The organism is Dictyobacter formicarum (genome assembly GCF_016587435.1).
The window spans coordinates 35,772-60,573 of sequence record NZ_BNJJ01000036.1; the positions used below are offsets into that span (position 1 = coordinate 35,772).

Consider the following 24,802-nt stretch of genomic DNA (forward strand, 5'->3'; position numbering starts at 1 on the left):
TTCGTTTGTATCTGGATTCACCATTGTTTGACCCAGGTTACCTGAAGTGCCTGGCTGATCTCATCAAGGGTCTCCATCTTCCGAACAGCGACACTACAACCCAAAAACCAGGCGAGCGCCTGACCATTTCGTACATAGAGAGGTGGGAGATCATCGGAAAAATCCTCTACAAGCCCAAAGACCAGGGGACCAACAGTCGTGCGCTGCCACTGCTGCTCCAACCATGCGTTTTGATACTCCTGGTGATGGAAAAAATGTGTGTACCCGCCATGTATAGCTCCTCCACAGAGAGCATGATGATAGGTAAGCGTGTCAAGAAAGTCTGACACATGGGTGTGGCTTGGCATCCAGATAAGAGGTGCATCAACTTCCCACCACTCCCAATCTGGTAAAGCGTAAGCGACGACAACGGGAGGATTCGCTTTCTCCAGATCCTCGTGTCGGATCGCCCAGGAGCAGACCGCCTGATTTTCAAAGCAGAAAATGAGGGCATCTGGCCGCGCAACCAGTTTATCAGGTCCAACCAACGCTTGATTGAGTCTGGTCAGATCCTTGCGTCGGCCCCAGGTCGAGTAAAAGGTCCGGAGAGGAGTTGGCAAGCGGCTACCGAGCCGCGCCTCTGTGGCCTGAATGATGTTCTCCTCGTATCCATCGCCAGATTGCCAGGGAGGGTACAGTGAGCGAATATGAGGGGATTGCGTTGACCAATCGAGTTCCATGAATGTTCCTTTATTTCTCATGAATGTGTGATAAACATTTAAGAATGGCAATCAACTCCTACTAAGATATCATTTCGATATTCTGCTAAAATTTGTTGTGCTTTTATTTGCCATTCAGATTCTTCTTGTTCACTGTACTCTAATTTTACCCCTTCAGTTCCAATTTCATGCCAATGTAAATCTGGTGTAAGCAGCGCAAAAAAGTCAGGGATGGTGCCTAGCTGCTCAATGCGAATCATATTTTCATTTAATCTACAATGTTCTAGTTCAATATTTGTACTCTGACCACTATCATGGCGAGACATCTTGCTGACTACTCCGTTCCATCGCCCTCCAATGCCCCACCAGTTCTCCCACTTTGCTTGAGGGTTATATGTACTAATATAATAGATACCTTGCTCATCAATAGCTAACGGACGCCTGTACCACTCTTCGAGCTCTTTCAGAGAGATATTATTGTCCTCAGCTATATCACTGATTTCCTCTTTGCTTAAATAGACTTTATGAGGTTCGACTTCCCAGTAATCACCGAATGGTTCTAGCTGACTTTTGACTGTCTCTTCAATCTTCTCAAATGCTGTAGATCCTGGAACAATGACCCCAACAAAAATATGTGCCATTATGTTACTTTCCCATAAGATGCCCCATAAAATAACTGAATCGGGCCTTATTGCCTTGAATATGTAACAAAGGTGGAATACCTTTGTACCCTTTACTACGATATAAATACAATACACCATTTTTTTCTAATAATGCAAAGTTTTAATCTATATGATTGGCACATAAGCTTTATCTCAATCGGGTAAATTGAATTTTTAACTCGGCTCCAAAAAGCTGAGATACCGTTATCTGACAAAAATTGTTATGCTGCCATATAAAGGTAATGAGATATATTTAGCGCACATACTTGCCCATCAGCGATTTCATATGCCAAAGTCTAGCCACATCACAAGGCAGATTTTCTGTCCAGACAATGGAATCGGCCCAGAGTCGATTTTGAAGTATCAGGGATCATGTTCCTAACTAGCCTGGCATTGTTGCGTGATGAGCCAGCAGCCAATCACTAAGGCGCAGGAAAGGCAGCCTACCCCGAATCTGTCTTGCTGGATCATTGGTGAATCCGTCGAGAGCCGCAGCATAGAGCGGCACAGCAGCGGTGTAGGGGAGGAGGGCCTTTCTTTCCTCAGCGGTAAGACGGAAGTTCGCGTGGGCCTCGTATTCCTCAACAAGCCGCGGGACATGTTGCCACGCGAAGCTCTCTGGTACTTGGTGCCCCTGGAGTGCAAGCACCATAAACGCCAGAGAATAAGCAAGATCGTGAACCCGTGGCCTGTAGGCCAGAAAACCGAAGTCCAGGTAGACCGTCTTGCCTGTTGAAGTCTGACCTACATTGCTTAGGTGAACATCGCCATGGATAAGTTGTTGCGGAAGGTGGGACGCAGGCAGCCATTGCCTGCGTAACCGGCTGACCAAATTGCGAAGGAACCGCACAATATCAACTGCCTCTCGATCACCTTGGACGGCTGCCTCTGTGATGGGCAGCCATCGACTTAGAGAACTTGGAGGTGCATATGTGGCAACCAGAGGTCGCAGAACGGTTATGTCGAGCGTCGCCAATTCTCGATGCAAGGTGCCCAATGCACCAAACATCCAATAGTAGGAGTCGTACTTTGGCTTAGGCTGCTCGTGTGGGAGGTAGGCCTCCAGTTCTGCCCAGCGATTCCTACACCGAAATACTTGCGTGTTCCGCCATGGCAATGGGATAGGAGCGATTAGTCCCCGATTGGAGAGACAGAACCGTACTTGTTGAATGGCAAGGAGCCGCTGACGTGAGACGAACGGCTGATGGACGCGAAGCACGACCCCTGCTGGATCTAATCGCGCGTTGAGGCTCATAACTCCGCCAAGATCAGTGGCGTGTGATCCAGGAGCGATCTGGGTGACCAGTTGTTGCACGTCGGGGTTGTCCAGTAACGGGCGATCAGGATTTGAAGGATCATCCTTCCACCATTCCAACAGATGTGAATGTTGATATGAGTTCATTGAGAGGTCGCCTCCATATGCAGTCAATTTCAAGCTCATCATTATATGCGATATGCAGGTCAAATCAGGCTCTGCATCAGCGGATTCTGTATGTGTCCTGGCACATTAGTTGATATCGCCAACGTAGAGTGGAGCTGATGAGGAAATTCCTTGTCCTTGCTCAAGAAGGAAGGGAATAAGTGCCTGGGGGTAGAAACGGTAGGTTGCCAGTTGCCCCAGCGAGAGCCATTCAACCCCTTCTTGATCTGCATCGGGAGCCATTCCCTCGAACGTACGCGAGAACTCGTCGATGGTGCAGCGAAAAAGATGACAGACCACGTGAACGTCCCCTTCGAGGTCGGCGTTCTCATGATGTTTTCCAATGTATTCACGCACCCACAGCAATGGGCCAACCACAATGTCACATCCCACTTCTTCGAGGACCTCTCGTTGAAGTGCCTGTACCAAGGTTTCTCCTCCTTCTTGTCCACCTGTTGGGAAACTATACAAGATACCTTTTTCGTCACGTTTTTTCACGACCAAAAGGTTTTCATCTTGAATGATTACAGCTGCAACACTACTTCGTGGATACATCTTCTTCTCCTGCTCATTTTTGCTTTCCTCTTTATTGAGGACGAATTTTGAGCGGAAGAGTATCAACAAGTGGTCATCATCGAGAGTCTGTAAAATTCGAATTTACAGACAAAGGATAAGATGAATAACATGAGCCATGATAATAATGCCAGAATAACGAACCTATCACATCTTCTGAGATGCACTTAAAATTCCTCCTCTTTATTGACCTCTCTTTTAGGATAACCCGTTAAAAGGCTTCGCCAATTGTTGCCTTCATTCCTTGTTATCATTGGCCTCGCTTAGAGATAAGCATGAATGTATGTTGCTAGGAAAAGCGAGGTGTCATGTTTCGTCTTTTTTGCGGTTGGCGTTGGCCGCTGTGGTTACCTATTGTTGTGGGACTGGCCATGCTGAGCCAGGCTGGCTTCTACACAGGTGCTACAGGGTTCGTGTCAGCGTCAACTCCCCCTCATTTTTCAGGACAATTGCGGGGCGGGCCTGCCATGGTTCTGGCTCAGGTATCACCAGGTGATACAGCCCCAGCTTGCCAGCATTCGGGTAAGGCTGGCGATGTTGTTCAGCAGGAATTTGGGTGGAGTCTGTCATTCCTGTCGCCCAGGTATCGCAATACAATGCTGTGTGATGATCAGTTGCTGGCGCTTCCTGCGACGACCTGTTTGCGCTCTACGGATTTGTTTCAGCGGATTGGCTGGCCGGTGGATCTGCTGGAGAAGCAGTATGCGAATCAGGTGGTGTGCACGAAGGCTCACCAGCCACCGGCGGCCACTGCAGGAAATTGTCCTCTGGATTCGGCTTTGCCGAATAATCTGTTTGCGCCTATTCACTATTGCGATGCCTTTGTGGGTTTTCTGCAGTGGATTGCGGATAGCTTTAACAATGGCGCGAACTGGTTGATTGCGCAATCACAGCATATGACCGAGCGTATTCCACCCGATGCGACTTATGGGAATCCCGCTGTGATCGCGGTCTGGCAGGTGATGGTCCACATCACCGATGGGCTGGTGCTTGTGGCGTTCTGCTGGATTGGGATACGGCTCCTGACAGCTGGGAAACGAGCCGTCAGTTATGCCGATGTGATCGATGTGGTGCCGCGCCTGTTTTTGACGCTGGTGTTTGCCCATAGCAGTCTTAAGATCGCGCAGCTCTTGATCGACTTCAACAATGCGCTGTGCGATGTCCTGGTCAATCACGTTGGGATGTCTCCTATCCCATTAGGAAACGCCGGGAACGGTGCGCCGGTCTTTTTGGCGGCGTTTCTCCAGGTCTTGCATGGTCTGATGAATGTCCTGGTGGTAATTCAGGCCGCTATCGGGATCGCTGGCGTGGCCATCGCGATCACCCTGGGGCCTCTGTGTCTGCTGTGCCTGTTTCACCCGGATACCCAGCAGATCGCGCACACCTGGCTCCGCATCCTCGTGGCGCTGTGCCTGATGCGCTTTCTCCAGGTGTTAACCATCACTGTAGGTGGTCGCATGCTGGCGGCTGCGGTTCTGCACAATAACCCCGGCGCGGAACTGCTCAATCTCCTCATCGGGATCGGCATTCTGTTTATCGCTTTTGTTATCCCTGAGATGCTCCGACATTGGATGCTTGTGCCTGTCTCGGCGGGAGGCACTGCCGTTGTGGCGGCTGCCTCTGGAGCGGCTGAGGCCGGTTCGTCGCTTCGTGGGAGAGCCTGAGAGGATAACGCATGAAGAGTTTCAGGAGGGCCTTTGGATGCTGTACGATGATCTTCTTTTGTCTCTTGATTGTGGTGGTGATCGCTTACGGGACGTTCACGACCATCGCGCTGCAAGGAGGCATAAATACGAGCCCTGCCCCGGCTGTCGGACCATCAAACAATGCGGTGGTGCAGATGGCGCTGGCCATGGCTCGCCACTTGCACTGTCAACCCGATCCCAAACCAGGCCTGGATTGTAATGACCCGCGTCTTGGCATTGCTCTGGATGCCTGGTATGACGACGGATTTCCGCCTGAAGTTATCCAGTGGGCGGCTATCCACTGTCCAGGTTGTGCCGCCTGGGAGAATGGCAATTTTCAGTGCGTGGTGTTTGTAATCGCCAGCTATATTCATGTGAAGCCGCTCCCTATCGTGAGTGAGAATGCCAATCAGTTCTGGGCGTTGTTTGCTCACCAGCCGGGATGGATGGAGAGCCAGCAGCCCTTGCCGGGCGACATTATGACCTGGGCAGGCGGCCCCTTTGGGCATGTCAGTATCGTGGTTGCCGCCGATGCGCATTCGATCACATTTGCGCAGGCGAATGCGCAAATGCCAGTTCAAACGTTGCTCCGCAATCCGGATGGCACCGTGAACACGCACAACGGCTACTGGGATACCTTTACCGTTCAGGGATATATTCGCCCTGCCGCTTGAATACCACTGTTTACAGTTCTGCACAGCAGATAGAAAGCGAGTACCTATGCAATTTCCTGAGATTACCAGGTGGACGAATGCGTTCAGCGCTTTTATTCATGCGCTGGGCATCGGCCTGTTCATCTCGATTCTCGGCATTATCGGCGTGATCTTGATGACCTCGTTCGGCAATGAACGCAAAGGGATGCTGGCCAAGGCCGCAGCCTGGTGCGCGGTGTTCGGCTTTGCCTTTATCGTTGGCGGTCCGGTGCTCCAGACGATTGCGCAACGGATCTTTGGCTAGCAGGAGGCTCAATGAGCAACTATAAGCATAAAATTCCGATCCACTTAGACGTATCCGATCACATCATCCTGGGGTTGACCACGCGCCAGCTGCTCTTGATCGGCTCGGGCGTGGCACTCGGCTATACCGTATGGAGTTCGCTGTCCTTTCTCAATGGAAGCGATGCTGGCCTAGTGTGTAATGCGCTCTGTTCGCTGGTCCCTGTTGCGATCGGTGTAGTTGCGGCCTTTTTGCAACCTGCTGCTCGTGGCCTGGAGCAATGGGCAATGGTTTGGTTGCTCTATCTTTTCACCCCGAAGATCTATCTCTGGGATCTGTTCCCTGATGAGGATCTGGCGCCTGTGGCGCAACTGAATGCACCTGTCCTTGATTATGAAGAGGAGGATGAATAGCACGTATGTTACAACTTCGCTATCAACCCAGCAGTATGCTTGATATGATTGCGGTTCGCGAGATAGAGGGCAATACCCTCTGTCTCCGCACTGAGAAAGCGCGCGAGCGCGAATACAAGGCGGTGCTCGAAACGCAGCCCGTGAACTTCTCGTTGATGTCTGAGGCGGAGCAAGAGGCGGTCTTGGAAGGCTTTCGCGTGTTCCTGGCGCGGCTCTCCTTTCCGCTGATGATCCATATCCGCATCGAGCCGTACGAGCTGTCGTCGTATCTGGCCGACCTCGACATGGCACGGAGCCAGATCGCCTCGACCTCGGCAGTTGATGAGGTGACCGAGGACCACATTCGCTTTGTGCATAACCTGGCATCCATACGCGCGCTGCTGCAGCGAAAGTTTTATCTCATCGTTGCCGCTGATCGTCTGAAAACGAAGAGGAAAACGCGCTCGGAGATTGCCGACCTCTCTAAGAGCGAACTGGAACGCCGTTGTGCCGATATCTTCCAGGACCTGGAGCGGATGGGATTGCATGGCAGGCGCCTGAACCGGCTGGAACTTGTCCACTACTATCAATCCTGCCTGCATGCCAGGGCCGCCAAAGCGTTTCCGCTGACGGAACAGCAATTGGAGGCGGCAGACGTTCCTGTGCGATCTACGAAGGAAGAGACTGCGAGGGCATTGAACGTGGGATCGCCAGTGAGCAAACAGAGCACCGTTGCACTGCAATCGCCGACCGACGAGTATCCCAATAGCATCAATGTGTCCGAGCTACTGGCTCCCGGTTTGCTGGATATCAAGCCGAAGTACGTGCGTGTCCATCACGATGATCTGGATGAGTACCTCAGGTGTTATGCCGTGATTGGCTATCCTTCGCGGATCTCGCCTGGATGGCTTGATCGGTTGGTCCAGATCGATGAGCCATCGATCGAGGTGGTCATGCATATTCAGCCCCTGGAAGCGGCGACGTATACGGCGCGCCTCTCACATAAGTTGACAGGATACCGCGCGACGCGCATGCTGGAAGAGCGCCGTGGGAGGGATCACGATCCCTATATCCACGAGGCATTGAAGCAGGTCGAGGCCCTGCGTGAAAAGCTGGTCGCGCAAGATGAGCAGGTCTTTGGCGTTTCGCTCTACCTGCTCGTGCGCGCATCATCGCGCCTGCAGCTCAACGAGCGCTCTGAACGCCTGCTGTCGGTGCTCAAGAGCCTGGAGCTGAGAGCGGTCGCGCTCTCGCTGGAGCACCATCGCGGCTGGCTCTGCACGCTGCCAGATGGCCGTGACGTCTTAAAGCGGAAAAAGATCCTGGACACCAGTTCGCTGCTGACGGCATTCCCATTTGCCAGTACCAGCCTCTCGATGGAGCACGGTATCCTGGAAGGTGTGATGCCCAATGGCAGCCTGGTCATCGTTGACCCACTCAGCGACGAATTGCAGAATGGGCACGCTATCAAATTCGCCAAATCGGGTGCCGGAAAATCGTATCACGAGAAGGTCTACTTGAGCCGCTGCCTGCAGCGCGGGTATAAAGTGATCGTGTTTGATCCCGAAGACGAATACCGGCGCATGTGCGAAAAATTCGGTGGTACCAACATTCGCCTCTCGCCTGGATCGCTCCAGATCAACCCGTTTCTCCTGCCAACGGCAGAGAAGCAAGGGCGCAACCTGCTGGAGGAGAAGTACCAGAGCCTGCATGTGCTCTTTGATCTCCTCCTGGCAGAAAAAGGGGGACAGGCGTCGAGTACTCTCTCGCAGCGCGAGAAGGCCTATCTCAACGTCTGTATGAGCCAACTCTATCAGCAGTGCGGCATCACCGCCGATCCCGCGACCCATACCAGAAAGCTGCCCACGATGCGCGATTTGTATCACCTGCTGCGCCAGCAAACCTGTGGACCAGACACCTTTGGCCTGGCTGACCGCCTTCAGCGGCATGTCTCATCATTTCCTGATGAATCTATCGGCTTAGGCCAGCATCAATTTGTCGTCTTCAACCTGCGCGATCTCGATGTTGAACTGCGTCCCGTCGGCCTCTTCCTGGCGACCGATGCCGTCTGGACCGAAGTCCGCAGCGAACAGCATCCCGTCCCACGCATCCTCTCTGTCGACGAAGCCTGGGCCTTGCTGCAATTCGACGAAGGCGGACGCTTCTTATCGAGCCTGGCTCGCCGTGCCCGCAAGTACAACCTCTGCCTGCGTGTCACCACGCAGAATGTTCAGGACTTCGTCAAAAACGAGCACGGCATGACCATCATCCAACAATCGGAGATCAAATATGCCATGAAACAAGATCACACCACCATCGAAGCCGTTTCTGAAGCCCTACAACTCAGCCAGGGGGCCCGGAAATTTTTACTGGGCTGTGCCAAAGGCGAAGGCCTCTATTTCGCCAAAGGACTCTCTGTTCCCATGAAAGTCGTCGCCAGCCCCATAGAACACAGCCTGGCCGTATCCGGACCCCAGGAAGTCTTCATCTAGGAAGGAGAATTGAGCAATGAAGGAAATTTGAGCCGATAATCGATAAGCTCTTATCAATGGCTGCATTTCAGACGTTGTCTTGAAGTAAGGCTCTGATAGAAATGCTAATAATAGAGGTTCTTATACAGACTATGATACAAACACAGGGAAGCAGTCTGTATAAGAACCTCTATAGATTGAAATTGGAATTAGCTTGCTATCGTGAGTCCTTCGAGGGATTGCATTTACAGGTCCCATAGCAAGAGCATGGGAGCTAGCAAGTGTGTGCTCTCCGTATGAAGCGCGAATCACACGCGCATGAGAAAGCTCTTCATCTGTTGACAAAGAAAAGAGCGCTGTGATACTGTAACCCCATATGGAAGCCTTTGCTCCTCATGAGTGCATATCTTCTTGGAGGTACTCCCAGCCGTGTTCGCCTGATTTATCATGGTTCTAATATCTGAAGCATGTTTCTTGCTGCCCCTCAGTTGAGGCTGGTAGCCTGTTTGGATGCCCACGAGACATCCCCTTTGAAACCCGAACCATGATAAAACGACGAAAGAGAGTAGCATTCGATGGATCTACCTGCCATCTATGAGTATTACGCCGTGATTCCTCACCGAACACACTCGGCCGTGTTCCTGCTGCATACCGAAAACGGATGGTCCCTTCCTTGTTGGCAGACGACGAAACGCCATTTTTGGCAAACCTGCGATCATATCAATCAAACCATCCAAGACCTGTTGGCGCTACGCGTTATTACCTTGCGCTGTTTGTTCCTGGATCAGGATACAGAGAGCGGACATTTCATCAGAGTACATGAGCTTGAGAACCGAGATGCGTACTGGCTTACTCCTGCCAATGGTTCTTGGATTGGGTTTTCTGAGTTCAAGACACTTCCGCTGACTCATCCAATGCAGAGAGAAGTGCTTGAGGCTTGGTTCACAGAGCAAATAGAGGGCATTCCATTATCTCGACGAGCCTGGGCGCGAGCTGGTTGGTTTGATGAAACGGCAGATTGGATGGTTGAGCAACTTAGAGGCCAGGACATGATGGTGAATGACACCGTGAAACAGATACGCACCTGGGAGCGTTCATGCCTCTTGCGGGTAGAGACCACTCTCGGGCAGGTGTATTGCAAAGCTGTCCCAGCTATGTTTGCCCACGAACTTCCACTTACTCAACATTTGGACGTCTACTGTTCTTCCCATGCGCCTTCGATACTTGCGGTGAATCGCCAACGGAACCTCTTGCTATTGCGCGATTTCGGCGGGCCGAAAATTGGTGAACGAGGAAATTTTGCCTGGTGGGAAGAGGCAGTGTATACTTTTGCTATACTCCAGCGGGAGATGGTAACGCATGCAGACTCCCTGGTGGCAATAGGGTGCCCTGCTCGCACTCTTGATGACTTGACAGAGGATATCAGAACCTTGCTGGCTGACACTGAGGCCCTCTTTATCGAGGGCAAAGGTCTCAACAGCTCAGAGATTGCAGCATTGCGTGCTCAACTGCCCCGCTTTCTGAACCTTTGCCAAGAGCTGAAAACCTATCAGCTCCCCTACACATTAGAGCATGGTGATTTCAGCCCTACGAATGTTGCCTGGGTTGAACAGAAACCACTGTTTTTCGATTGGTCAGATAGCTCAATCGCCCACCCATTTTTCAGCCTATGCCTCTTTCCTGAAGAAATGGAAACCACCTTCCCTGATACGCCTGATTGGCAAATGCGTCAACGGTCTGCTTACTTGAGACCGTGGATGAGCTATGAGCCGTTGGAGCGCTTGACTCGAGCATTTGAGATAGCCCAACATCTCGCGCCTTTGCATCACGCAAGTCGATATCATGGTTTTATTTTGCCTCACATGGAAGCGAAGTGGGAAATGGCATTGATGATTCCCGCCTACTTGCGCTGCCTGCTGTAAACAGGCAAATGAGTTTCTGCCGTTTCAGATGGCTGTTTTTGTAGTCTGAAACGGCGTTTCTTCATTATGGAAAGAAAAAAGGAAGAAGTCTTTTTCCTATTCGGCGTATGTATACTCTATAATACTGTTATTGTTACTGCTATACAAGTATTTTTATGCGTTGAATGATTTTAGTGAAATCTGTTAACGGGCATTAGGCTATCAGACTCCATACAGGTCTATCGGGATACACACCAGCTATTCGGATCGCCTTCTCTCATACAGCAGATAACGCAACAGGAAGTAAACGTATGAGCCGATTACAGCAGCTCCTGGAAGCTGCGGGATTGTCTCGGGTGAGCACAGAGATCATGCACGTGGCACTGCCATCGATCCGTCTCAAAGCCCATCCCATGGAGGAAATACAGCTCGAGCAAGGGGCAACCAAATTCGGGGGATCGCCAGATCTCTCTGTTGAATATCCATGGCCAGAATGCGATGGCGTACCGCTGCCGTTTGTGGCGCAGATCAACCTGTCTGAGGTAGCTTCCTATGATTCGATGCATCTCTTGCTGACCACGGGGTTGCTTTCCTTTTTCTTTGACATCGATGCCTTCTTTGACTCTTGGCCTCGTCGCCAGAGCACTTGGCGTGTATTGTATGACCCCGGTGTGTCCACAGCCCTCCAAAGATTTGCCATTCCAGAGACGATCGCCAGGCGCCGCCGCTATCGTCCCAGCGCTGTGACCCATTCCACGGAGATCACGTTGCCGGATTATAGCCAGTATGATTCCACTTCTGTTGAGCGACTGGGGTTGTCAGGACAGCTCACCGATGAAGAAGAGCAGGCCTACTATGAGATACAAGCACAGCTTGCAGGCAGAGCTGGAACCCAATACCACATGCCTCTCCATCGCCTTCTGGGACACCCAGATGACATCCAATGGGATATGCACAGAGATCTTGAAGGCACACCGACCGACTGGCAACTCCTGTTCCAGATGGATAGCGACGATGCTCCAGACACCGAATGGGGAAATACTGGACGGATTTACTACTGGATTCGTACACGAGACCTAGCGAAGAGAGATTTCAGTAAAGTAGAGTTGATTTTACAATCGACCTAAGCAAGCTAATGGCAGCCATTTATACATGTTTATCAATGGTTGTATCGATTGGAGCCTTCTTGAACTGGTCTGTCTATATTCATTTGGTCTGAAAACCGTCTTGATAATGGGGGGGTAGCTTTACGATTTTACGCTTGAATCTGATATGCCCAGATGATAATTTTTTGTATTTCGAGAAAGATACTGACTGATGAATAAAGGAATGCCAACTTCTGTAACGTATGCGGTGGGAGCGAGATCAGACCCTGGAAAACGGAAGATGTTGAATGAGGATAGTCTTTTTGCTGTAAGTGGTAGCTATAACACATCGCTGATGCCATTCGGCTTGTTTATAGTTGCCGATGGTATGGGAGGGTATGCTAACGGACAGGATGCAAGTAGTCGAGCTATTCAAGTCATTGCTGACCATGTTTTGCCAAACATGACGGGAACCCATACTCTTCAACCGGACGAGTGCTCTCATCTACTCGCCGAGGCGATGCAGCGCGCAAATACAGCTGTTCGCCAACAGAATATCGACTTGCATAGCAAGGAAGGGGTCGATATTGATGTATCGGTGAGCACGACTGTAACCGCTGCTCTGGTTGTTGGGTTAACTGCATATATCGCTCATGTCGGCAATTGCCGGCTGTATCGCTATCATCCAGGTGAAAAACTTTTTAAGGTAACGACCGATCATTTGTGGTGGCGCGCCTGATTGAAGAGGGAAAACTCACTCCTGATGACCTCTATACGCATCCTCAGCGAAACGCGTTTTACCTCACCTTATTTCAGCAATCTTCTATTGATGTCGATATTTCTGTGTGCCCTCTGCAATATGGCGATACCCTCCTGCTCTGTTCATACGGCCTGTGGAATGTCGTTCGTGATCCCATAATTGAAGATATTCTCAATCTTTATACACCTGATGATCCTTTATCTGCGGCTGATGTGCTGCTTCAGAAGGCATTGGATGGTGGCGGGCCAAACAATATGAGTGTGATAGTCGTCTCGATGTTACAACCACAAAGCCCGACGCAAAGTTCTGGCTTGCAAGTTTTAGCTATTCCAGCTAGCCTTCATATTCCCCAAAGGTTTCCTGAGCAGTGACACGACGCTCCTCATACACGTTTGAGTACATGTATACCCTGAATCAGCAGAACATGACTATTTCGAGCCACGGAGGGCACCGATGACATACTTTCACCATCGTAAGTTACCAGACTATTCTACTTTATTAGCAGGGCGTCTTTCCCCTGACGAAATTGGCTTTCAATCTGATCGGCTTCAAATTTGGTACAATCACACCACAGAAGCATGGGTTGATCCTTTACCTCATGCACATCGAGAGAGCGACGAATGCTTCATCATTTTACAGGGAAGCGTGATTGTTGAGGTAGAAGGAGAACGATTCACCATTGGTCCTCGCGAGTTTTGTTGTTTCCCCATTGGGATATATCACCAGATTGTTGAAGTTCATCCACCGGTGGAAACGCTGATGCTTCGAGCTCCTTCCGTAAGCGACAAAGTCTATCAGTCAGAGTCAAGTTAACCATTTCCTTAGCTGTAGTAGCGACAAATACATCTGACTTCTTTGTGCTTTATCCTCCAAACATTCCCACCTTATAGCTTTAATTAGTAAAAGGGTTAAAGCTGTACATGTTTTGAGGTGGACCTGAGAAAATCAGCGCGAAACAGAGGAATTGACCAATGAGCATCCGGAGAAAACGCTTCCTATCTGGTATACTTCCTCTGGAACATGTTAATACCGTTAGCCGGCTGCGAAAGTGATATGCTGCACACCGAGCCAGATGATGCTTGACTCTATCAGCTGGAGCACAGGTCAATGCAGACACATTGGAGAGAACATGAATACAACTCCTTCTTGGGAACAAGATCGTCACCAGCTCAATCAAAAGATCGAAGCGCTGCGAAAGCGCGGGATCTGCTATTCCTGCCATGACCTTGCTACCGGCTTGATCTTTGGGCAGCAAGCACCCATTTATGAAGATGACCAGTTTAAAGTGGTCCTTGACCCCTATCCACGTATGCTTGGGCATACCATTGTGGTCTACAAGCCCCATCGAGAAGATATTTCTGAGCTTTCGGTAGAGGAAGCGCGATCCCTCTTTCAACTCTGTCTTCATGTAGTAAACGCTCTCAAAGCGGCTCTCCACGCCGAAAAGGTCTATCTGAATACAATGTGCGATGGATCAATTAATCATGTCCACATCCAACTCTTTCCTCGTTACGCTGGCGATCCCATCGGTTCAAAGCGGTTTGTGTTGCCACGTGGCCCACTTGAGAATGGTGAGGAGCTGGCCAGCCAGATTCGATACGCCCTCCTTCCCATTGTAGAGAGACAAGAACTGTAAAAACAATCTCTCTCCGACATGTGTCATGAGGGGTTGCAGGCTCGCATTTTGTTCCAGACGATGTGGCCCAAATTGTTGCGGTTTTGAGCTTATTTACTCTTAATCCGGTGACAAGGTTGGATGGTTCTGTGGAAGCCCTCCCTGCTGAAATGGATGGTTGTTTGCTTGCGGAGCTCCTGGATCGGTTGATAGTTCAAATCCAGGTTCCGATTCCTCTGTTTTGTGGCTATCACATGTGCTGTGCGATAACTGCTCCTCTTTTTCTTCAGGATGTCGAAAGGGCAGATTGGCCCGCTTGATAAGCTGCGATTGGTAATAGGGAATGTTGCGGAACTTGATGGGTGCGATGGTATCGGTCAGCAGAAGCATTTCCCCCTTTTTCATGGTGCGGATCTCTTCCGGCATGATGAGTCTGCGCCCGATTTCTTGTTGCCCCTGGCTCCAGCTTTCGCTTTGCTGTTGCGCATTTTTATTCATGCTCTGGCCAATAACAGTCGTGGTGCCGATGCGGCGCGAATAGAATTCGGCCTCATCCTGGCCGGTTCCTGGCAAAACGATGTGGGTGGTTGTATTGCTCAGAATCGTCTCTTTGCTCTCGGAACCATAAAGTGCATCAAGCTGCGCGTAGTTTTGAATGGCCAGGATGAGCCCGACTTTTGTGCTGCGCAACATACTGATTTTCTGTGCCATCTGTGGAATCTTGCCCGCATTGGCAAATTCATCAAGATAACAGGTAATGCCGCGTGGAAGTTGCCCTCGGGGCTCTTTTTCCGCCCTATTGGCGAACGCCGTAAACATTTGCATCAGCAAACAGGCCGTTAGTGGCTGGAGACGCTCTGCAGCACTGGCTGGGATTGAGAGATAGAAGGCTGTAGGCTGTTCGATCATCGCATTGAAGTTGATGTCGTTTGCTGCTGTGACGGCTGCCAGCTTCGGATTCTGCAGGCGGAAAAAACGCCCGGCGATATCCGTCATCACGCCACCGGCGGTCTTCTCGTTTAACTTGAGATTCTTCAGGAATGCGGCCGCCGTCTTTTTGGCTCGAACTGATGGACTTTCCTCAAAGAGCGCTTCAATATCTGCAAAGGACGAGCCGGTCAGGATGTCGGCCACGCGAGAGAAAGGAGCACCTGGCTCTGTATCTCGAAGGTGTAGCACGACGGCAGTGATCAGCAGCTCCGTGTTTCTATCCCAGAAGGGATCGCTGCTCCTGCCTGTATTGGACACCCAGCAGGTGGCAAATTCCTCAGTCTCTTCCATAGTGGAAATATGGGTTAGCGGATTATAGTGATGACTGTGTTCTGGCTGCGTGGGAGCAAAAAGCCAGACCTGCATCGATTGGGAGACCGCACCAGCTGTCAGCCTGACCAATTCCTGTTTGGGATCAATGATGACCAGCGAGCGGTTACCGCGCTCGGATAAAATACCAGGCGCAATCACACCCGCGGTCTTGCCCTTGCCGCTTGGTCCAACGATCAGGACATGTTCTTCTAGCTGCTTCTCTTTGAGTGCTAGCTGCTGATCTTTATATATCCCCAGCGGGAGCTGGCTCTGCATGGCTGCTTTCTTCCCGTGATCCTTCAGCAGTATGCGTGCTTCCTTGAGGGTTGCCCAATGTGCTGACCCATGAACGGTTGACGCCTTTAATTTCATAGTGCGCCATGGGAAGAGAAACGCACCGGCAAGGATGACGACCATGCCTGCGAACTGAGCATATGCGACTGTGACGTGTTGAAGTGTGCTATCATGCAGATACAGGTTCCAGCGTTGCTCGTCGCCGATCTGCCACCAGTTGTGCCAGGCCTGGTCAATCGCCATCGCATGATATTTCTCAGGCGTGAGATAGTCGGCCAAAAACGCGAGTGCGAGGATCGCGATATGATATCCACGGAGCCATACTCCCGAAAACCAGAGTATCATCCCTGCGAGAACGAGACAGGCAATAAGCAGGAGACGTCGTATCATCTTTCCCAACCTTTCTGTGCATTCGAGTGTTCAGCATCTCGTGTTATCGCACTTCTTTGCATCGCATGAAGAAAGGGATCTTCTCTATCGAGCTCTTGAAGTGTTGCCTGGAGATGCTGATAGTGCTCATACTCGCTATGTTCTCTCCCCCATGCACGTAGAAATTCCCAATCATCACGACCACCAGGAGATTTATCCTTTGTTAGCATCTTCACGGGGCTCGGCTGACCAGACTGGTGATCTTCTCCCCTCCCGGCCAGCACAATATGAATGTGCGGATCATCTGTATTTGTATGATGGATCGCGTACCAATGGAGCGTCTGCCCCTTATAGTGTTCAAGGTCGCGCATCACGGCGCGTGTCCACTCCATCCAATCCAGGATTGGCTCTTCTTGAGAAGGAGAGAGCACAAAACGGTGATAGCTGACCGCTCTGGAGGTATGTGCCATAATCTCTTCCTGGATGTCCTTTCTGTCGACATGATCTTCCACTGCGCCGAAGAAAAAGCGCTGCTCGCGCGTCTCTTCAGATCCTCGGGGCCTGTATTGGAGATATTTCAGGTGGTAGGCCAGCTTTTTGCCTGCCACCTGCTTCTTTCCCTTGACGAAACCTGTCCCTTTCGCAATCATGCCTGTTCATTGCCCGCACGAGCGGCGAGATCCTTGCCTACTTTGACTCTGGCATCGTCATAGACGTGCAACGCGAACTGGGCATCATCCCTGGCCAGCAACGCATAGACCATGCGCCGACTCAAGCCCCCTTCACGGATGGCTCGTACGATCAAGGAGGCCAGACGATCATCGCTTCGGCGCGTAACCGCCTTCATCTCATTGAGGATCTCAAGCTGCATATCTTCCCGCAACTCGGTGCGCAACTGCGACAAAGATTTGCGCAGCTCATGCTGAAGCAAATCGCGAATGACTGGCAACGATTGTTGCTCGATCGTCTCCCCTTTTTTCAATCCCAACCCCAAACGTAGCAACTCTTCCGCGACCTGGCTACTATACCCATCGCTCCCAGCTAAATCGCGGATCGCGGCTCTCAACGCCGGATCCAAATAGATATTGAGCCGTTCTTTTTTCATCTATTCCTTCCATTTCATCTCAGTGCTGATGTGACACTCCGATTTTTTGCTGACACTCAAATAGTGCTTCCTCGTTCCTCTTCACAAGCCTTTCCTGGAGTCAATAGCGCTGCTCGAGTGTGGGAGCGGAGCTCCCTTTATCTTGCCTACCCGCTCGCAAGCGTGGTAGACCCTACGCTGGGGTGGCTGTCGCGTTCGCTCGGCACCTCAACGCTTCGGAATTTTACGCGCCCAAACATATCAGGCAGACTGGTGGAGGTAGCGCTCATTGATCCACTTTCTTGAGGAAATCTCAAAAGGAGATTCTCTTCTTGTTCGCATGAAGAGAATCCTTGATAGCATCATGGTCAGCGTGAGCGCAGACAGTGGACAATCTCCTCCAGATTTGCCGCTTGAGGTGTTTGTGTGTGGGGAACAATGATCAGACCTTGCTGGCACAATTTTGTTGGTTGTGGGTCCAGACAAATGACCTCGATACTAGCGTTTAGCGCATCGATGAGAAAATTCAGTACATGACCCAGATGATGTTTATAAATATGATCAAACGAAGGCAACAGCAGCACCTGGAACGCCTGCCGATCTATCGCATCCTTTAAATCAGCAAATATTGTTTTGCTGGAGTCAATATCATAATAGACTGCTTCTAGAAAATACTCATGCTCTGTGCAATATGTCTCCGCAGCTTGCAGAACATCGCTCTTCTCCTCCGCATAAACCGAATAAAGAGCCGCCCGCGCCGTAATAATTTGCATTCCATGTCCCTTTCACCGTTATGATTAGCCTGAGATGACCGCAAAACCTCTTCAAGATACGTGCAATGCTATCATGCATGGATCTGGATAAGCGGCTAAAGAATTTTAGGTATATGAGCATGCAATACGCAGGGCTTTTGCCTGCCTTTTTACGGACATTTTCGTTGAATTACTGCCAGCATGCAATGAAAAACTTTCTCTTATCATTGAAATTGGCCAGAGTTGATAGCTATTTTTCTAAACCTCCTCAAAATATGCCCGTATATAGGTTCGTTTCGAAAATCACTTTACGTTTATCTGAGAAAGGTATATATTAGGACAGTTTTAGTCCCGTATATGCTCGTATTGAGTGATATTGCATGCAAAAACCTCTCGAAAATCGACGCCAATTTTGGACAAAAAGTGATTTTCGAAAGCCATTGACAGAGAACGAAAAATAGCATATAAACAGAGAAGAACCGACGCGCTGAGAAGCCAAAACAAAGGCCTTGCAACAAAAAAAGGTCATTTTATAACCACCTAACTACTTTACTCGATCCTCAGTAGCAGAGCGAACGATCCGGCAGAGGATACTGTAAGTTACCGTCATACTCGATGTTATGCCCTGCCTCCATTGTAGCAGAGCGAACGATCCGGCAGAGGATACTGTAAGCCAGGACCTCGCGAGCGGCCTCTATATACTTTGCGGGGTAGCAGAGCGAACGATCCGGCAGAGGATACTGTAAGAGTATAACCCCTCGTCTATTAAGGCGATGGGACATGTAGCAGAGCGAACGATCCGGCAGAGGATACTGTAAGACTGAGCATCACTTGATCCGCAATAGCATCACATTGGTAGCAGAGCGAACGATCCGGCAGAGGATACTGTAAGTGTCGCGCCTGGCTGCGGCAAAAGATCCGTGTGGCGTAGCAGAGCGAACGATCCGGCAGAGGATACTGTAAGTGAAAATCATCCCGCGTTGCGCTATCTTCTCCGCAGGGTAGCAGAGCGAACGATCCGGCAGAGGATACTGTAAGACTACGACCTGGGACTCATCGGTTGTCGGTGGTGGGTAGCAGAGGGAACGATCCGGCAGAGGATACTGTAAGTCCAGCAAGCGCGAATGATTACAGTTACAATGTCAACGTAGCAGAGGGAACGATCCGGCAGAGGATACTGTAAGAGTTCTTCATCAGCCCCATGATCTCCGACATGCCACAGGTAGCAGAGGGAACGATCCGGCAGAGGATACTGTAAGCAGGTTGCCATATTGGGTTGCGAGCACGAGCCCGGTGGGGTAGCAGAGGGAACGATCCGGCAGAGGATACTGTAAGAATGGTAAAACGCGGCACAATCGCGTTAGGAAGAAGTAGGTAGCAGAGCGAACGATCCGGCAGAGGATACTGTAAGTTCTATCGATACTGTGTGTCTTTGATTTCCAGAGAGGTAGCAGAGGGAACGATCCGGCAGAGGATACTGTAAGTTTGGCCTGGCACGTCAAAAATGAGCCATGTTTCGGGTAGCAGAGGGAACGATCCGGCAGAGGATACTGTAAGATCAATCCAGCGAATCTCAATAGAATTGCCGCCCCTCGAGTAGCAGAGGGAACGATCCGGCAGAGGATACTGTAAGGTCTCAAGACTGGCAGGATTCTTTAGGCGGCGATGATAGGTAGCAGAGCGAACGATCCGGCAGAGGATACTGTAAGAGGTACACGGCGTGCCCTTTGACGCGCTCAAGTTGCCAAGTAGCAGAGGGAACGATCCGGCAGAGGATACTGTAAGGGCATTTTTTCAATGTCGTAGAGATCCAGATAGAAACCGTAGCAGAGCGAACGATCCGGCAGAGGATACTGTAAGAGGAGGGCCAGGAGGTTATTCAAAGTGCAGAAAATCGTAGCAGAGCGAACGATCCGGCAGAGGATACTGTAAGTTCTATCGATACTGTGTGTCTTTGATTTCCAGAGAGGTAGCAGAGCGAACGATCCGGCAGAGGATACTGTAAGTGCTCGAAGCGAAGTCGCGCATGCAAAGCGGCTGTAAGTAGCAGAGGGAACGATCCGGTAGAGGATACTGTAAGCGGCCGTGTGATAGCCAGCACCTCAAAGACATCGGGTAGCAGAGGCAACGATCCAGCAGAGGATACTGTAAGTCCTTGACGTACTTGCTAACAAGTGTATCCAGTGCATGTAGCAGAGGGAACGATCCGGCAGAGGATACTGTAAGTGCATGGTCTTAGAGCCACCGCTGATATTTTTGAGATAGCAGAGGGAACGATCCGACAGAGGATACTGTAAGGCGTTCTTCTGGCAATCGGCCCATGGCTTAGTCAGATAGCAGAGGGAACGATCCGACAGAGGATACTGTAAGCTCTATCGCTGATCAGCGGCGTGCCTGGGTCATCAGATAGCAGAGGGAACGATCCGACAGAGGATACTGTAAGTCTGCAAGTAGTCAATAGCAATCAGATCGAAGCCATATAGCAGAGGGAACGATCCGACAGAGGATACTGTAAGCTATGACCTCTAGCCCTGCTACTGCTGTCAGCGGATAGAATAGCAGAGGGAACGATCCGGCAGAGGATACTGTAAGTATGGACGTGACGATGGTGGCAGTAACCAGGAGGTGTAGCAGAGGCAACGATCCGGCAGAGGATACTGTAAGGTTGAATTGAAGCAAGCTGCAAGGTAGCAGAGGCAACGATCTGGCAGAGGATACCGCTCTCTTCTTTTCTCTAACTTTTCCTGTAAATGCAGTCGCTCCAATTTGATGGCTCATATTTTGCCCCTCCCTTCATCTCCGATTCAGAAATATTTATGAGATTTTTCATAGATGTTTCTGATGCTTCCAAGCTGTACAAAAGTTTATACTATTTCTGTTTGAATCACAGGTGATGCAAAAGGTTCGCAATGTGTAGAAGCATGTTACAAGTATGAAAAATAATGCCAATTCTATACTGAGCATTTAATGCTTAATAGACATATGAGCATTATTGTGCTAAAATACTCAAAATTATTGCGTATAAATAGCTCAGTTAGCATAATGATAGTATATGGACAGGTAGGAAGGATTCATGCCATATCTGTTTCTCTTTCATATTGGACCAGTACAGAGTTTTATTGCGAGTGCGCGACGAACTCGCGATCTCTGGTTCGGTTCCCAATTGTTGAGCGATCTCTCATGGACGGCGGCAGCCTCTATTGCCGAGTCTTATGATCCTTCAGCGCTGATTTTTCCTTTTTTTTCGGCTGGTGAGCTACGCTTACAGGCTACAGAGCGCAATGTGTCGAATAAGATCGTTGCTTTGCTGGAGCCAAAAGAAAGCTGTGCTGCCTTTGCCGCAACGGTAAAACTAGCAGTGGAGCAGCGTTTGGGAAGCATTACTAATAAGCTTTACCATGACATGCAGGGAATTGACTTTAAACGAGACGTCATGGACGAGCAACTCAAGGATTGTCTGGAGTTTTTCTGGGTGGTGCTCCCTTTTCCTTATGAGGGCGATAGCAACTACTCCAACGTACGCAGGCTGTTGGAAGCACAGATGGCGGCGCGCAAGGCGACTTATACCTATCAGCCAGTCACCTGGGGTAGCACCCATCATAAATCCTCGATTACCGGCACCCTTGAGAGTGTCATCCCGCAGGAAATTTACGCTAAACCAGAGAAGCAACGCGCCAAAGAGCTCTTTGACAATTTTCGCGCCGGACCAACTGAACATCTTTCAGGCATCGATCTGCTTAAGCGTCGAGGAGAATTTCCGGAGAAGGCTTTTGCACGGGCCTTTTTTCTAAGTACATCGCATATCGCAGCACAGCCTTTCCTTGATCGTTTAGAGCAGCTTTCTAAAGCCTCAGAACAGAGCCTGAAAGATGCGTGGAAGAAATATCATGCATATATTGAGCATTATCTTCCGACATTGGAACATGAGCGATTTCGGAGAGAGGCGGCGGCACGACCTCACACGATCCTTGGGCGCGCCGATGGGGCATTGTTGTTTGAGGAGCATCTTACCGAGCATGCCAATAAAGATACCGCCATTTTGCAGCAGGCATTGAAGCTGTTCGCTGATTTTAAGAAGGAAGTGAATCGTGTTGCTGCGCAGAAGTCGAGCGCCGCAGGAAACGAGGATCTGATTCAGAATTTAGAGATCGATCCATATTATGCGATTGTCGTTGCGGATGGTGACGAGATCGGTAAGGCGATTGACACGCTGGCAAGACGGGATGGTGGTCCCCAGAGTCATCAACGCTTCTCTCAGCGGCTGGCCTTGTTTGCCGGGAAGGCTAAACAGATCGTTCGAGACCATCGTGGAACACCTATCTATACTGGTGGTGACGATGTGCTGGCATTGGTGCCGCTTCATAAGTTGCTCGATTGCACGAATGAACTTGCGAAAGCCTTTAAAGAGGCCCTGGAGCCAGCCTTTAAAAAAGCCCTGGAGCCGGTATTAGAAGATATGAAAGTTCCAACGCTCTCGATGGGTGTGGTGATTGTCCACCATCTTTCTTTGCTACAGGAGTCTTTGGAGCTGGCTCGTAGAGCGGAACGGCTGGCGAAGGGCGTGAAGGGCAAGAACGCCCTGGCTATTCTGATCAGTAAGCGCGGTGGAGAGCAATCCATTATCAGAGGTCCACGGGAGAAGGTTAATGTGGCTCTCGAACAATATATTGAATATTATCGAGCTGGCGTGATCCCTTATGGCCTGGCATATGAGCTGAGAACAATGTATCAACAACTCCTGCCGATCGAGCAGAGGCTGTCAGATGAGCTGAAAGAGGTGATCTGGAGCAACGCGAAACGCATCATCAAGCGCAAGATGGAGCTTCCGGGCAGCAAAGTCCGGCAGGCGTCCACTTCGCAGCGAAAATCTGATGAGGAGAAAAAGATGCAGGATGCATTGGCGAAAGAGATCTTATTGACTCTACTGAGTCCTATCGAGGGGAGGCCAGCCCAGGATCGCCTGTTCGAGAACGTCACGATCGATTCCCATGAAAAGCTCATTCCTTTGCCAGAATTTATCAATGAGCTCCTGATCGCTCGTGAGCTGGCAGAGGCCAGGCAGCTGGCCGAAGGGACAAAGATCACGCTAACGCCAAAGACTGTAGAAGGGATGAATGCATGAGTATCTGGATTATCGAGCCACATGATCCGCTCCTCTTTCGCGATGGACGGCCTTTTGGGGCATCACCGGGAGCTATAGCACGCTCGCTTCCCTTTCCCTTCCCATCTACTATCGCGGGAGGGACGCGTTCACAGATCGGCATGGATGAGCATGGGCTTTTTCACTTCACCAGCGATAAAAATTTAGTCATGCTCAAAAAGATCGGTATCCGTGGCCCTATCCTTGTGCAGCTTCCTCACAATAGCCAAGAACAGGCTCAGTGGCTGGCACCGGCTCCCTTGGATGCGCTCCCTTTCCAGATCAAAAAGGATGGAGAGGATGAAGAATGGCGCCCCACTCAGTTTAGCGTCGAGCAGCTCGTTCCCCTAACACCATTGGCGGAAGCTATGAACGATCTGAATAGCGGCGACAACTCACAGCCCCCTCTCTGTCTGGCAGGATTGCTAAATCCTACTGGTGAGAAGCCCAGCACAAATACACCCGCGTACTGGCATTGGGATCGATTTGTGTCCTGGCTGACGAATCCCGCTGCGGAGAGCTGGAAAGCCATTACAGCCCGTGAGCTCGGCATCAAAGGGCCGATCAGCGAAGAGCGCGTTCACGTCTCCATCGATCGGAAAACCCGTACGGGCCGCGATGGATATCTCTTTGCCACCTCTAGCCTGGAGTTTACTGCCAGCGAAAAGACGGAAGAGCAGGAAAGAGAGCAGCAGCCAGCCTCCCTGGCGCAGGCACGTCAGCTGGCACTGGTCGTGATGCTCGATGAGCAAGGTTTACAGCCTCAACCGGGACCCGGTTGCCTGGGCAGCGAACGACGCCTTGTCAACTGGGCACGCAGCCAGATGGAAGAGGTCGCATGCCCGAAGGCTATCAAGGATAGCATCATCGCAAGTGGGGCCTGTCGCCTGGTCTTGTTGACGCCCACCTACTTTGCCCAGGGCTATCGGCCGAGCTGGATCTTGTCAGAGCGCCAAGGTGTCAAGCCCGAGCTCAGAGCTATCGTGAACCGACGCCCTCAGGTGGTCTCGGGATGGGACATCGCCAAGGAGGGCCGCAAAAAATCCGTTCGGCTCGCGCCCGCTGGTACCGTTCTCTTCCTGAAACTTAAAGGCGATCAGGCAGCAATTGGAAGATGGATTGACCAGACCTGGCTGCACTGCATCAGTGATAACGGTGATGCTGACGGCTCATCCGAGCAATATCGGCTCGACGGATTTGGACTGGCCGCTCTCGGCACCTGGTTGGGCGATCCAGTGCAAATGGGGAACCCTTCTCAACGGAAAGGAGAATAGCCATCATGGTCAGGAAACATCACGACGCTACTCCACCCAACATCCAGCTGGCAAAGATTGAAGATCCCAACATTATCACCCAGATACGCGAATACCAGATGATCACCCCGCTTTTTGGAGGGGGCGTCAAAGCCGGCGAAAACGACAGCCTCACCCCGATCCGAGGTACAGCCATTCGCGGCCAGCTCCGCTACTGGTGGCGTGCCTGCCGGGGCGGCAAGCCCGAGTTTGAGGGGGAGCTTACCAGGATGAAAGAAGCTGAGGACCTCATCTGGGGTTCTGCAGCGCTCACAGAAAATCAGAACCACCCGAAGATTCAAAATGTAATCCAAATTTGTGTTGAAATAATCAATCCGGGTGAAGCTCTGGAATCATTTCGTCTCGATATC

The 24,802-nt window shown here is 50.7% G+C and carries 22 protein-coding genes; 14 read left to right on the top strand and 8 right to left on the bottom strand.

Annotated features, from left to right (window positions below):
- Nucleotides 1-17: 17 nt before the first annotated feature.
- From JMI88_RS36315 to JMI88_RS36330, 4 genes are all read right to left on the bottom strand, one after another.
- Entirely contained in the window at nucleotides 18-719 is a 702-nt protein-coding gene (locus JMI88_RS36315; RefSeq protein ID WP_201366930.1) for a hypothetical protein, read from the bottom strand.
- A 38-nt stretch (nucleotides 720-757) separates the two neighbouring features.
- Nucleotides 758-1,339, bottom strand: coding sequence for a hypothetical protein (locus tag JMI88_RS36320; protein WP_201366931.1), 582 nt, complete (start codon nucleotides 1,337-1,339; stop codon nucleotides 758-760).
- 403 nt (nucleotides 1,340-1,742) lie between these two features.
- Nucleotides 1,743-2,762 carry a phosphotransferase enzyme family protein gene (locus JMI88_RS36325; protein WP_201366932.1) on the bottom strand — a complete coding sequence of 340 codons (1,020 nt, stop codon included), beginning with the start codon at nucleotides 2,760-2,762 and terminating at the stop codon, nucleotides 1,743-1,745.
- A gap of 105 nt (nucleotides 2,763-2,867) precedes the next feature.
- Nucleotides 2,868-3,335 carry an NUDIX domain-containing protein gene (locus tag JMI88_RS36330; RefSeq protein WP_201366933.1) on the bottom strand — a complete coding sequence of 156 codons (468 nt, stop codon included), beginning with the start codon at nucleotides 3,333-3,335 and terminating at the stop codon, nucleotides 2,868-2,870.
- 326 nt (nucleotides 3,336-3,661) lie between these two features.
- Here JMI88_RS36330 and JMI88_RS36335 point away from each other — a divergent pair, with 326 nt between their 5' ends.
- The 11 genes from JMI88_RS36335 to JMI88_RS36385 all read left to right on the top strand — a co-directional run bounded on the left by JMI88_RS36335 (nucleotide 3,662) and on the right by JMI88_RS36385 (nucleotide 14,219).
- Nucleotides 3,662-5,017: a hypothetical protein gene (locus JMI88_RS36335; RefSeq protein WP_201366934.1), complete on the top strand. Its 1,356-nt coding sequence runs from the start codon at nucleotides 3,662-3,664 to the stop codon at nucleotides 5,015-5,017.
- Between the two features lie 11 nt (nucleotides 5,018-5,028).
- On the top strand, nucleotides 5,029-5,712 hold the full coding sequence (locus tag JMI88_RS36340) for a CHAP domain-containing protein (protein WP_236023215.1): 684 nt from the start codon (nucleotides 5,029-5,031) through the stop codon (nucleotides 5,710-5,712).
- A 46-nt stretch (nucleotides 5,713-5,758) separates the two neighbouring features.
- Nucleotides 5,759-5,995: a hypothetical protein gene (locus JMI88_RS36345; protein WP_201366935.1), complete on the top strand. Its 237-nt coding sequence runs from the start codon at nucleotides 5,759-5,761 to the stop codon at nucleotides 5,993-5,995.
- An 11-nt stretch (nucleotides 5,996-6,006) separates the two neighbouring features.
- Nucleotides 6,007-6,387 (top strand): PrgI family protein, encoded by a 381-nt coding sequence (locus JMI88_RS36350; RefSeq protein WP_201366936.1) that lies wholly within the window; start codon nucleotides 6,007-6,009, stop codon nucleotides 6,385-6,387.
- 5 nt (nucleotides 6,388-6,392) lie between these two features.
- The gene (locus JMI88_RS36355; RefSeq protein ID WP_201366937.1) at nucleotides 6,393-8,858 is read left to right on the top strand and encodes a VirB4 family type IV secretion system protein; all 2,466 of its coding nucleotides are present in this window, start codon (nucleotides 6,393-6,395) and stop codon (nucleotides 8,856-8,858) included.
- Between the two features lie 554 nt (nucleotides 8,859-9,412).
- The gene (locus JMI88_RS36360; RefSeq protein ID WP_201366938.1) at nucleotides 9,413-10,759 is read left to right on the top strand and encodes a phosphotransferase; all 1,347 of its coding nucleotides are present in this window, start codon (nucleotides 9,413-9,415) and stop codon (nucleotides 10,757-10,759) included.
- Between the two features lie 290 nt (nucleotides 10,760-11,049).
- The gene (locus JMI88_RS36365; protein WP_201366939.1) at nucleotides 11,050-11,865 is read left to right on the top strand and encodes a YwqG family protein; all 816 of its coding nucleotides are present in this window, start codon (nucleotides 11,050-11,052) and stop codon (nucleotides 11,863-11,865) included.
- 190 nt (nucleotides 11,866-12,055) lie between these two features.
- Complete coding sequence (locus tag JMI88_RS36370; protein WP_201366940.1) at nucleotides 12,056-12,562, top strand: PP2C family protein-serine/threonine phosphatase; 507 nt, start codon at nucleotides 12,056-12,058, stop codon at nucleotides 12,560-12,562.
- Entirely contained in the window at nucleotides 12,547-12,954 is a 408-nt protein-coding gene (locus JMI88_RS36375; RefSeq protein ID WP_201366941.1) for a PP2C family protein-serine/threonine phosphatase, read from the top strand. Before JMI88_RS36370 ends, JMI88_RS36375 begins: the two co-directional genes overlap by 16 nt.
- Nucleotides 12,955-13,036: 82 nt before the next feature.
- Nucleotides 13,037-13,396, top strand: a complete 360-nt coding sequence (locus tag JMI88_RS36380; protein WP_201366942.1) for a cupin domain-containing protein — start codon at nucleotides 13,037-13,039, stop codon at nucleotides 13,394-13,396.
- A gap of 316 nt (nucleotides 13,397-13,712) precedes the next feature.
- Nucleotides 13,713-14,219, top strand: coding sequence for an HIT family protein (locus JMI88_RS36385; protein ID WP_201366943.1), 507 nt, complete (start codon nucleotides 13,713-13,715; stop codon nucleotides 14,217-14,219).
- A 99-nt stretch (nucleotides 14,220-14,318) separates the two neighbouring features.
- Here JMI88_RS36385 and JMI88_RS36390 read toward each other — a convergent pair whose 3' ends face one another.
- From JMI88_RS36390 to JMI88_RS36405, 4 genes are all read right to left on the bottom strand, one after another.
- Nucleotides 14,319-16,184: a VirD4-like conjugal transfer protein, CD1115 family gene (locus JMI88_RS36390; RefSeq protein ID WP_201366944.1), complete on the bottom strand. Its 1,866-nt coding sequence runs from the start codon at nucleotides 16,182-16,184 to the stop codon at nucleotides 14,319-14,321.
- Nucleotides 16,181-16,813, bottom strand: a complete 633-nt coding sequence (locus JMI88_RS36395; RefSeq protein ID WP_201366945.1) for a hypothetical protein — start codon at nucleotides 16,811-16,813, stop codon at nucleotides 16,181-16,183. Before JMI88_RS36395 ends, JMI88_RS36390 begins: the two co-directional genes overlap by 4 nt.
- Nucleotides 16,810-17,268 carry a hypothetical protein gene (locus JMI88_RS36400; RefSeq protein ID WP_201366946.1) on the bottom strand — a complete coding sequence of 153 codons (459 nt, stop codon included), beginning with the start codon at nucleotides 17,266-17,268 and terminating at the stop codon, nucleotides 16,810-16,812. The genes JMI88_RS36395 and JMI88_RS36400 overlap by 4 nt, the downstream gene beginning before the upstream one ends.
- A 347-nt stretch (nucleotides 17,269-17,615) precedes the next feature.
- Nucleotides 17,616-18,020: a hypothetical protein gene (locus tag JMI88_RS36405; protein WP_201366947.1), complete on the bottom strand. Its 405-nt coding sequence runs from the start codon at nucleotides 18,018-18,020 to the stop codon at nucleotides 17,616-17,618.
- Nucleotides 18,021-21,072: 3,052 nt separating this feature from the next.
- On the opposite strand from JMI88_RS36405, the gene cas10 reads away from it, so the two are divergent.
- The 3 genes from cas10 to cmr1 all read left to right on the top strand — a co-directional run.
- Complete coding sequence (gene cas10, locus JMI88_RS36410) at nucleotides 21,073-23,121, top strand: type III-B CRISPR-associated protein Cas10/Cmr2 (protein WP_201366948.1); 2,049 nt, start codon at nucleotides 21,073-21,075, stop codon at nucleotides 23,119-23,121.
- Nucleotides 23,118-24,413 (top strand): type III-B CRISPR module-associated protein Cmr3, encoded by a 1,296-nt coding sequence (locus tag JMI88_RS36415; protein ID WP_201366949.1) that lies wholly within the window; start codon nucleotides 23,118-23,120, stop codon nucleotides 24,411-24,413. The genes cas10 and JMI88_RS36415 overlap by 4 nt, the downstream gene beginning before the upstream one ends.
- Nucleotides 24,414-24,418: 5 nt before the next feature.
- A partial coding sequence (gene cmr1, locus JMI88_RS36420; RefSeq protein WP_201366950.1) for a type III-B CRISPR module RAMP protein Cmr1 occupies nucleotides 24,419-24,802 on the top strand: 384 nt, incomplete at its 3' end.

Excerpts from the sequence above, each read along its gene's own strand:
- JMI88_RS36400 (WP_201366946.1), bottom strand. The coding sequence starts at position 17,268 with ATGAAAAAAGAACGGCTCAATATCTATTTGGATCCGGCGTTGAGAGCC.
- JMI88_RS36390 (WP_201366944.1), bottom strand. The coding sequence starts at position 16,184 with ATGATACGACGTCTCCTGCTTATTGCCTGTCTCGTTCTCGCAGGGATG.
- JMI88_RS36320 (WP_201366931.1), bottom strand. The coding sequence starts at position 1,339 with ATGGCACATATTTTTGTTGGGGTCATTGTTCCAGGATCTACAGCATTT.
- JMI88_RS36345 (WP_201366935.1), top strand. The coding sequence starts at position 5,759 with ATGCAATTTCCTGAGATTACCAGGTGGACGAATGCGTTCAGCGCTTTT.
- JMI88_RS36385 (WP_201366943.1), top strand. The coding sequence starts at position 13,713 with ATGAATACAACTCCTTCTTGGGAACAAGATCGTCACCAGCTCAATCAA.
- JMI88_RS36405 (WP_201366947.1), bottom strand. The coding sequence starts at position 18,020 with ATGCAAATTATTACGGCGCGGGCGGCTCTTTATTCGGTTTATGCGGAG.
- JMI88_RS36350 (WP_201366936.1), top strand. The coding sequence starts at position 6,007 with ATGAGCAACTATAAGCATAAAATTCCGATCCACTTAGACGTATCCGAT.
- JMI88_RS36340 (WP_236023215.1), top strand. The coding sequence starts at position 5,029 with ATGAAGAGTTTCAGGAGGGCCTTTGGATGCTGTACGATGATCTTCTTT.
- JMI88_RS36370 (WP_201366940.1), top strand. The coding sequence starts at position 12,056 with ATGAATAAAGGAATGCCAACTTCTGTAACGTATGCGGTGGGAGCGAGA.
- JMI88_RS36360 (WP_201366938.1), top strand. The coding sequence starts at position 9,413 with ATGGATCTACCTGCCATCTATGAGTATTACGCCGTGATTCCTCACCGA.
- JMI88_RS36395 (WP_201366945.1), bottom strand. The coding sequence starts at position 16,813 with ATGATTGCGAAAGGGACAGGTTTCGTCAAGGGAAAGAAGCAGGTGGCA.
- JMI88_RS36365 (WP_201366939.1), top strand. The coding sequence starts at position 11,050 with ATGAGCCGATTACAGCAGCTCCTGGAAGCTGCGGGATTGTCTCGGGTG.
- JMI88_RS36380 (WP_201366942.1), top strand. The coding sequence starts at position 13,037 with ATGACATACTTTCACCATCGTAAGTTACCAGACTATTCTACTTTATTA.
- JMI88_RS36315 (WP_201366930.1), bottom strand. The coding sequence starts at position 719 with ATGGAACTCGATTGGTCAACGCAATCCCCTCATATTCGCTCACTGTAC.
- JMI88_RS36325 (WP_201366932.1), bottom strand. The coding sequence starts at position 2,762 with ATGAACTCATATCAACATTCACATCTGTTGGAATGGTGGAAGGATGAT.
- cas10 (WP_201366948.1), top strand. The coding sequence starts at position 21,073 with ATGCCATATCTGTTTCTCTTTCATATTGGACCAGTACAGAGTTTTATT.
- JMI88_RS36330 (WP_201366933.1), bottom strand. The coding sequence starts at position 3,335 with ATGTATCCACGAAGTAGTGTTGCAGCTGTAATCATTCAAGATGAAAAC.
- JMI88_RS36355 (WP_201366937.1), top strand. The coding sequence starts at position 6,393 with ATGTTACAACTTCGCTATCAACCCAGCAGTATGCTTGATATGATTGCG.
- JMI88_RS36335 (WP_201366934.1), top strand. The coding sequence starts at position 3,662 with ATGTTTCGTCTTTTTTGCGGTTGGCGTTGGCCGCTGTGGTTACCTATT.
- JMI88_RS36415 (WP_201366949.1), top strand. The coding sequence starts at position 23,118 with ATGAGTATCTGGATTATCGAGCCACATGATCCGCTCCTCTTTCGCGAT.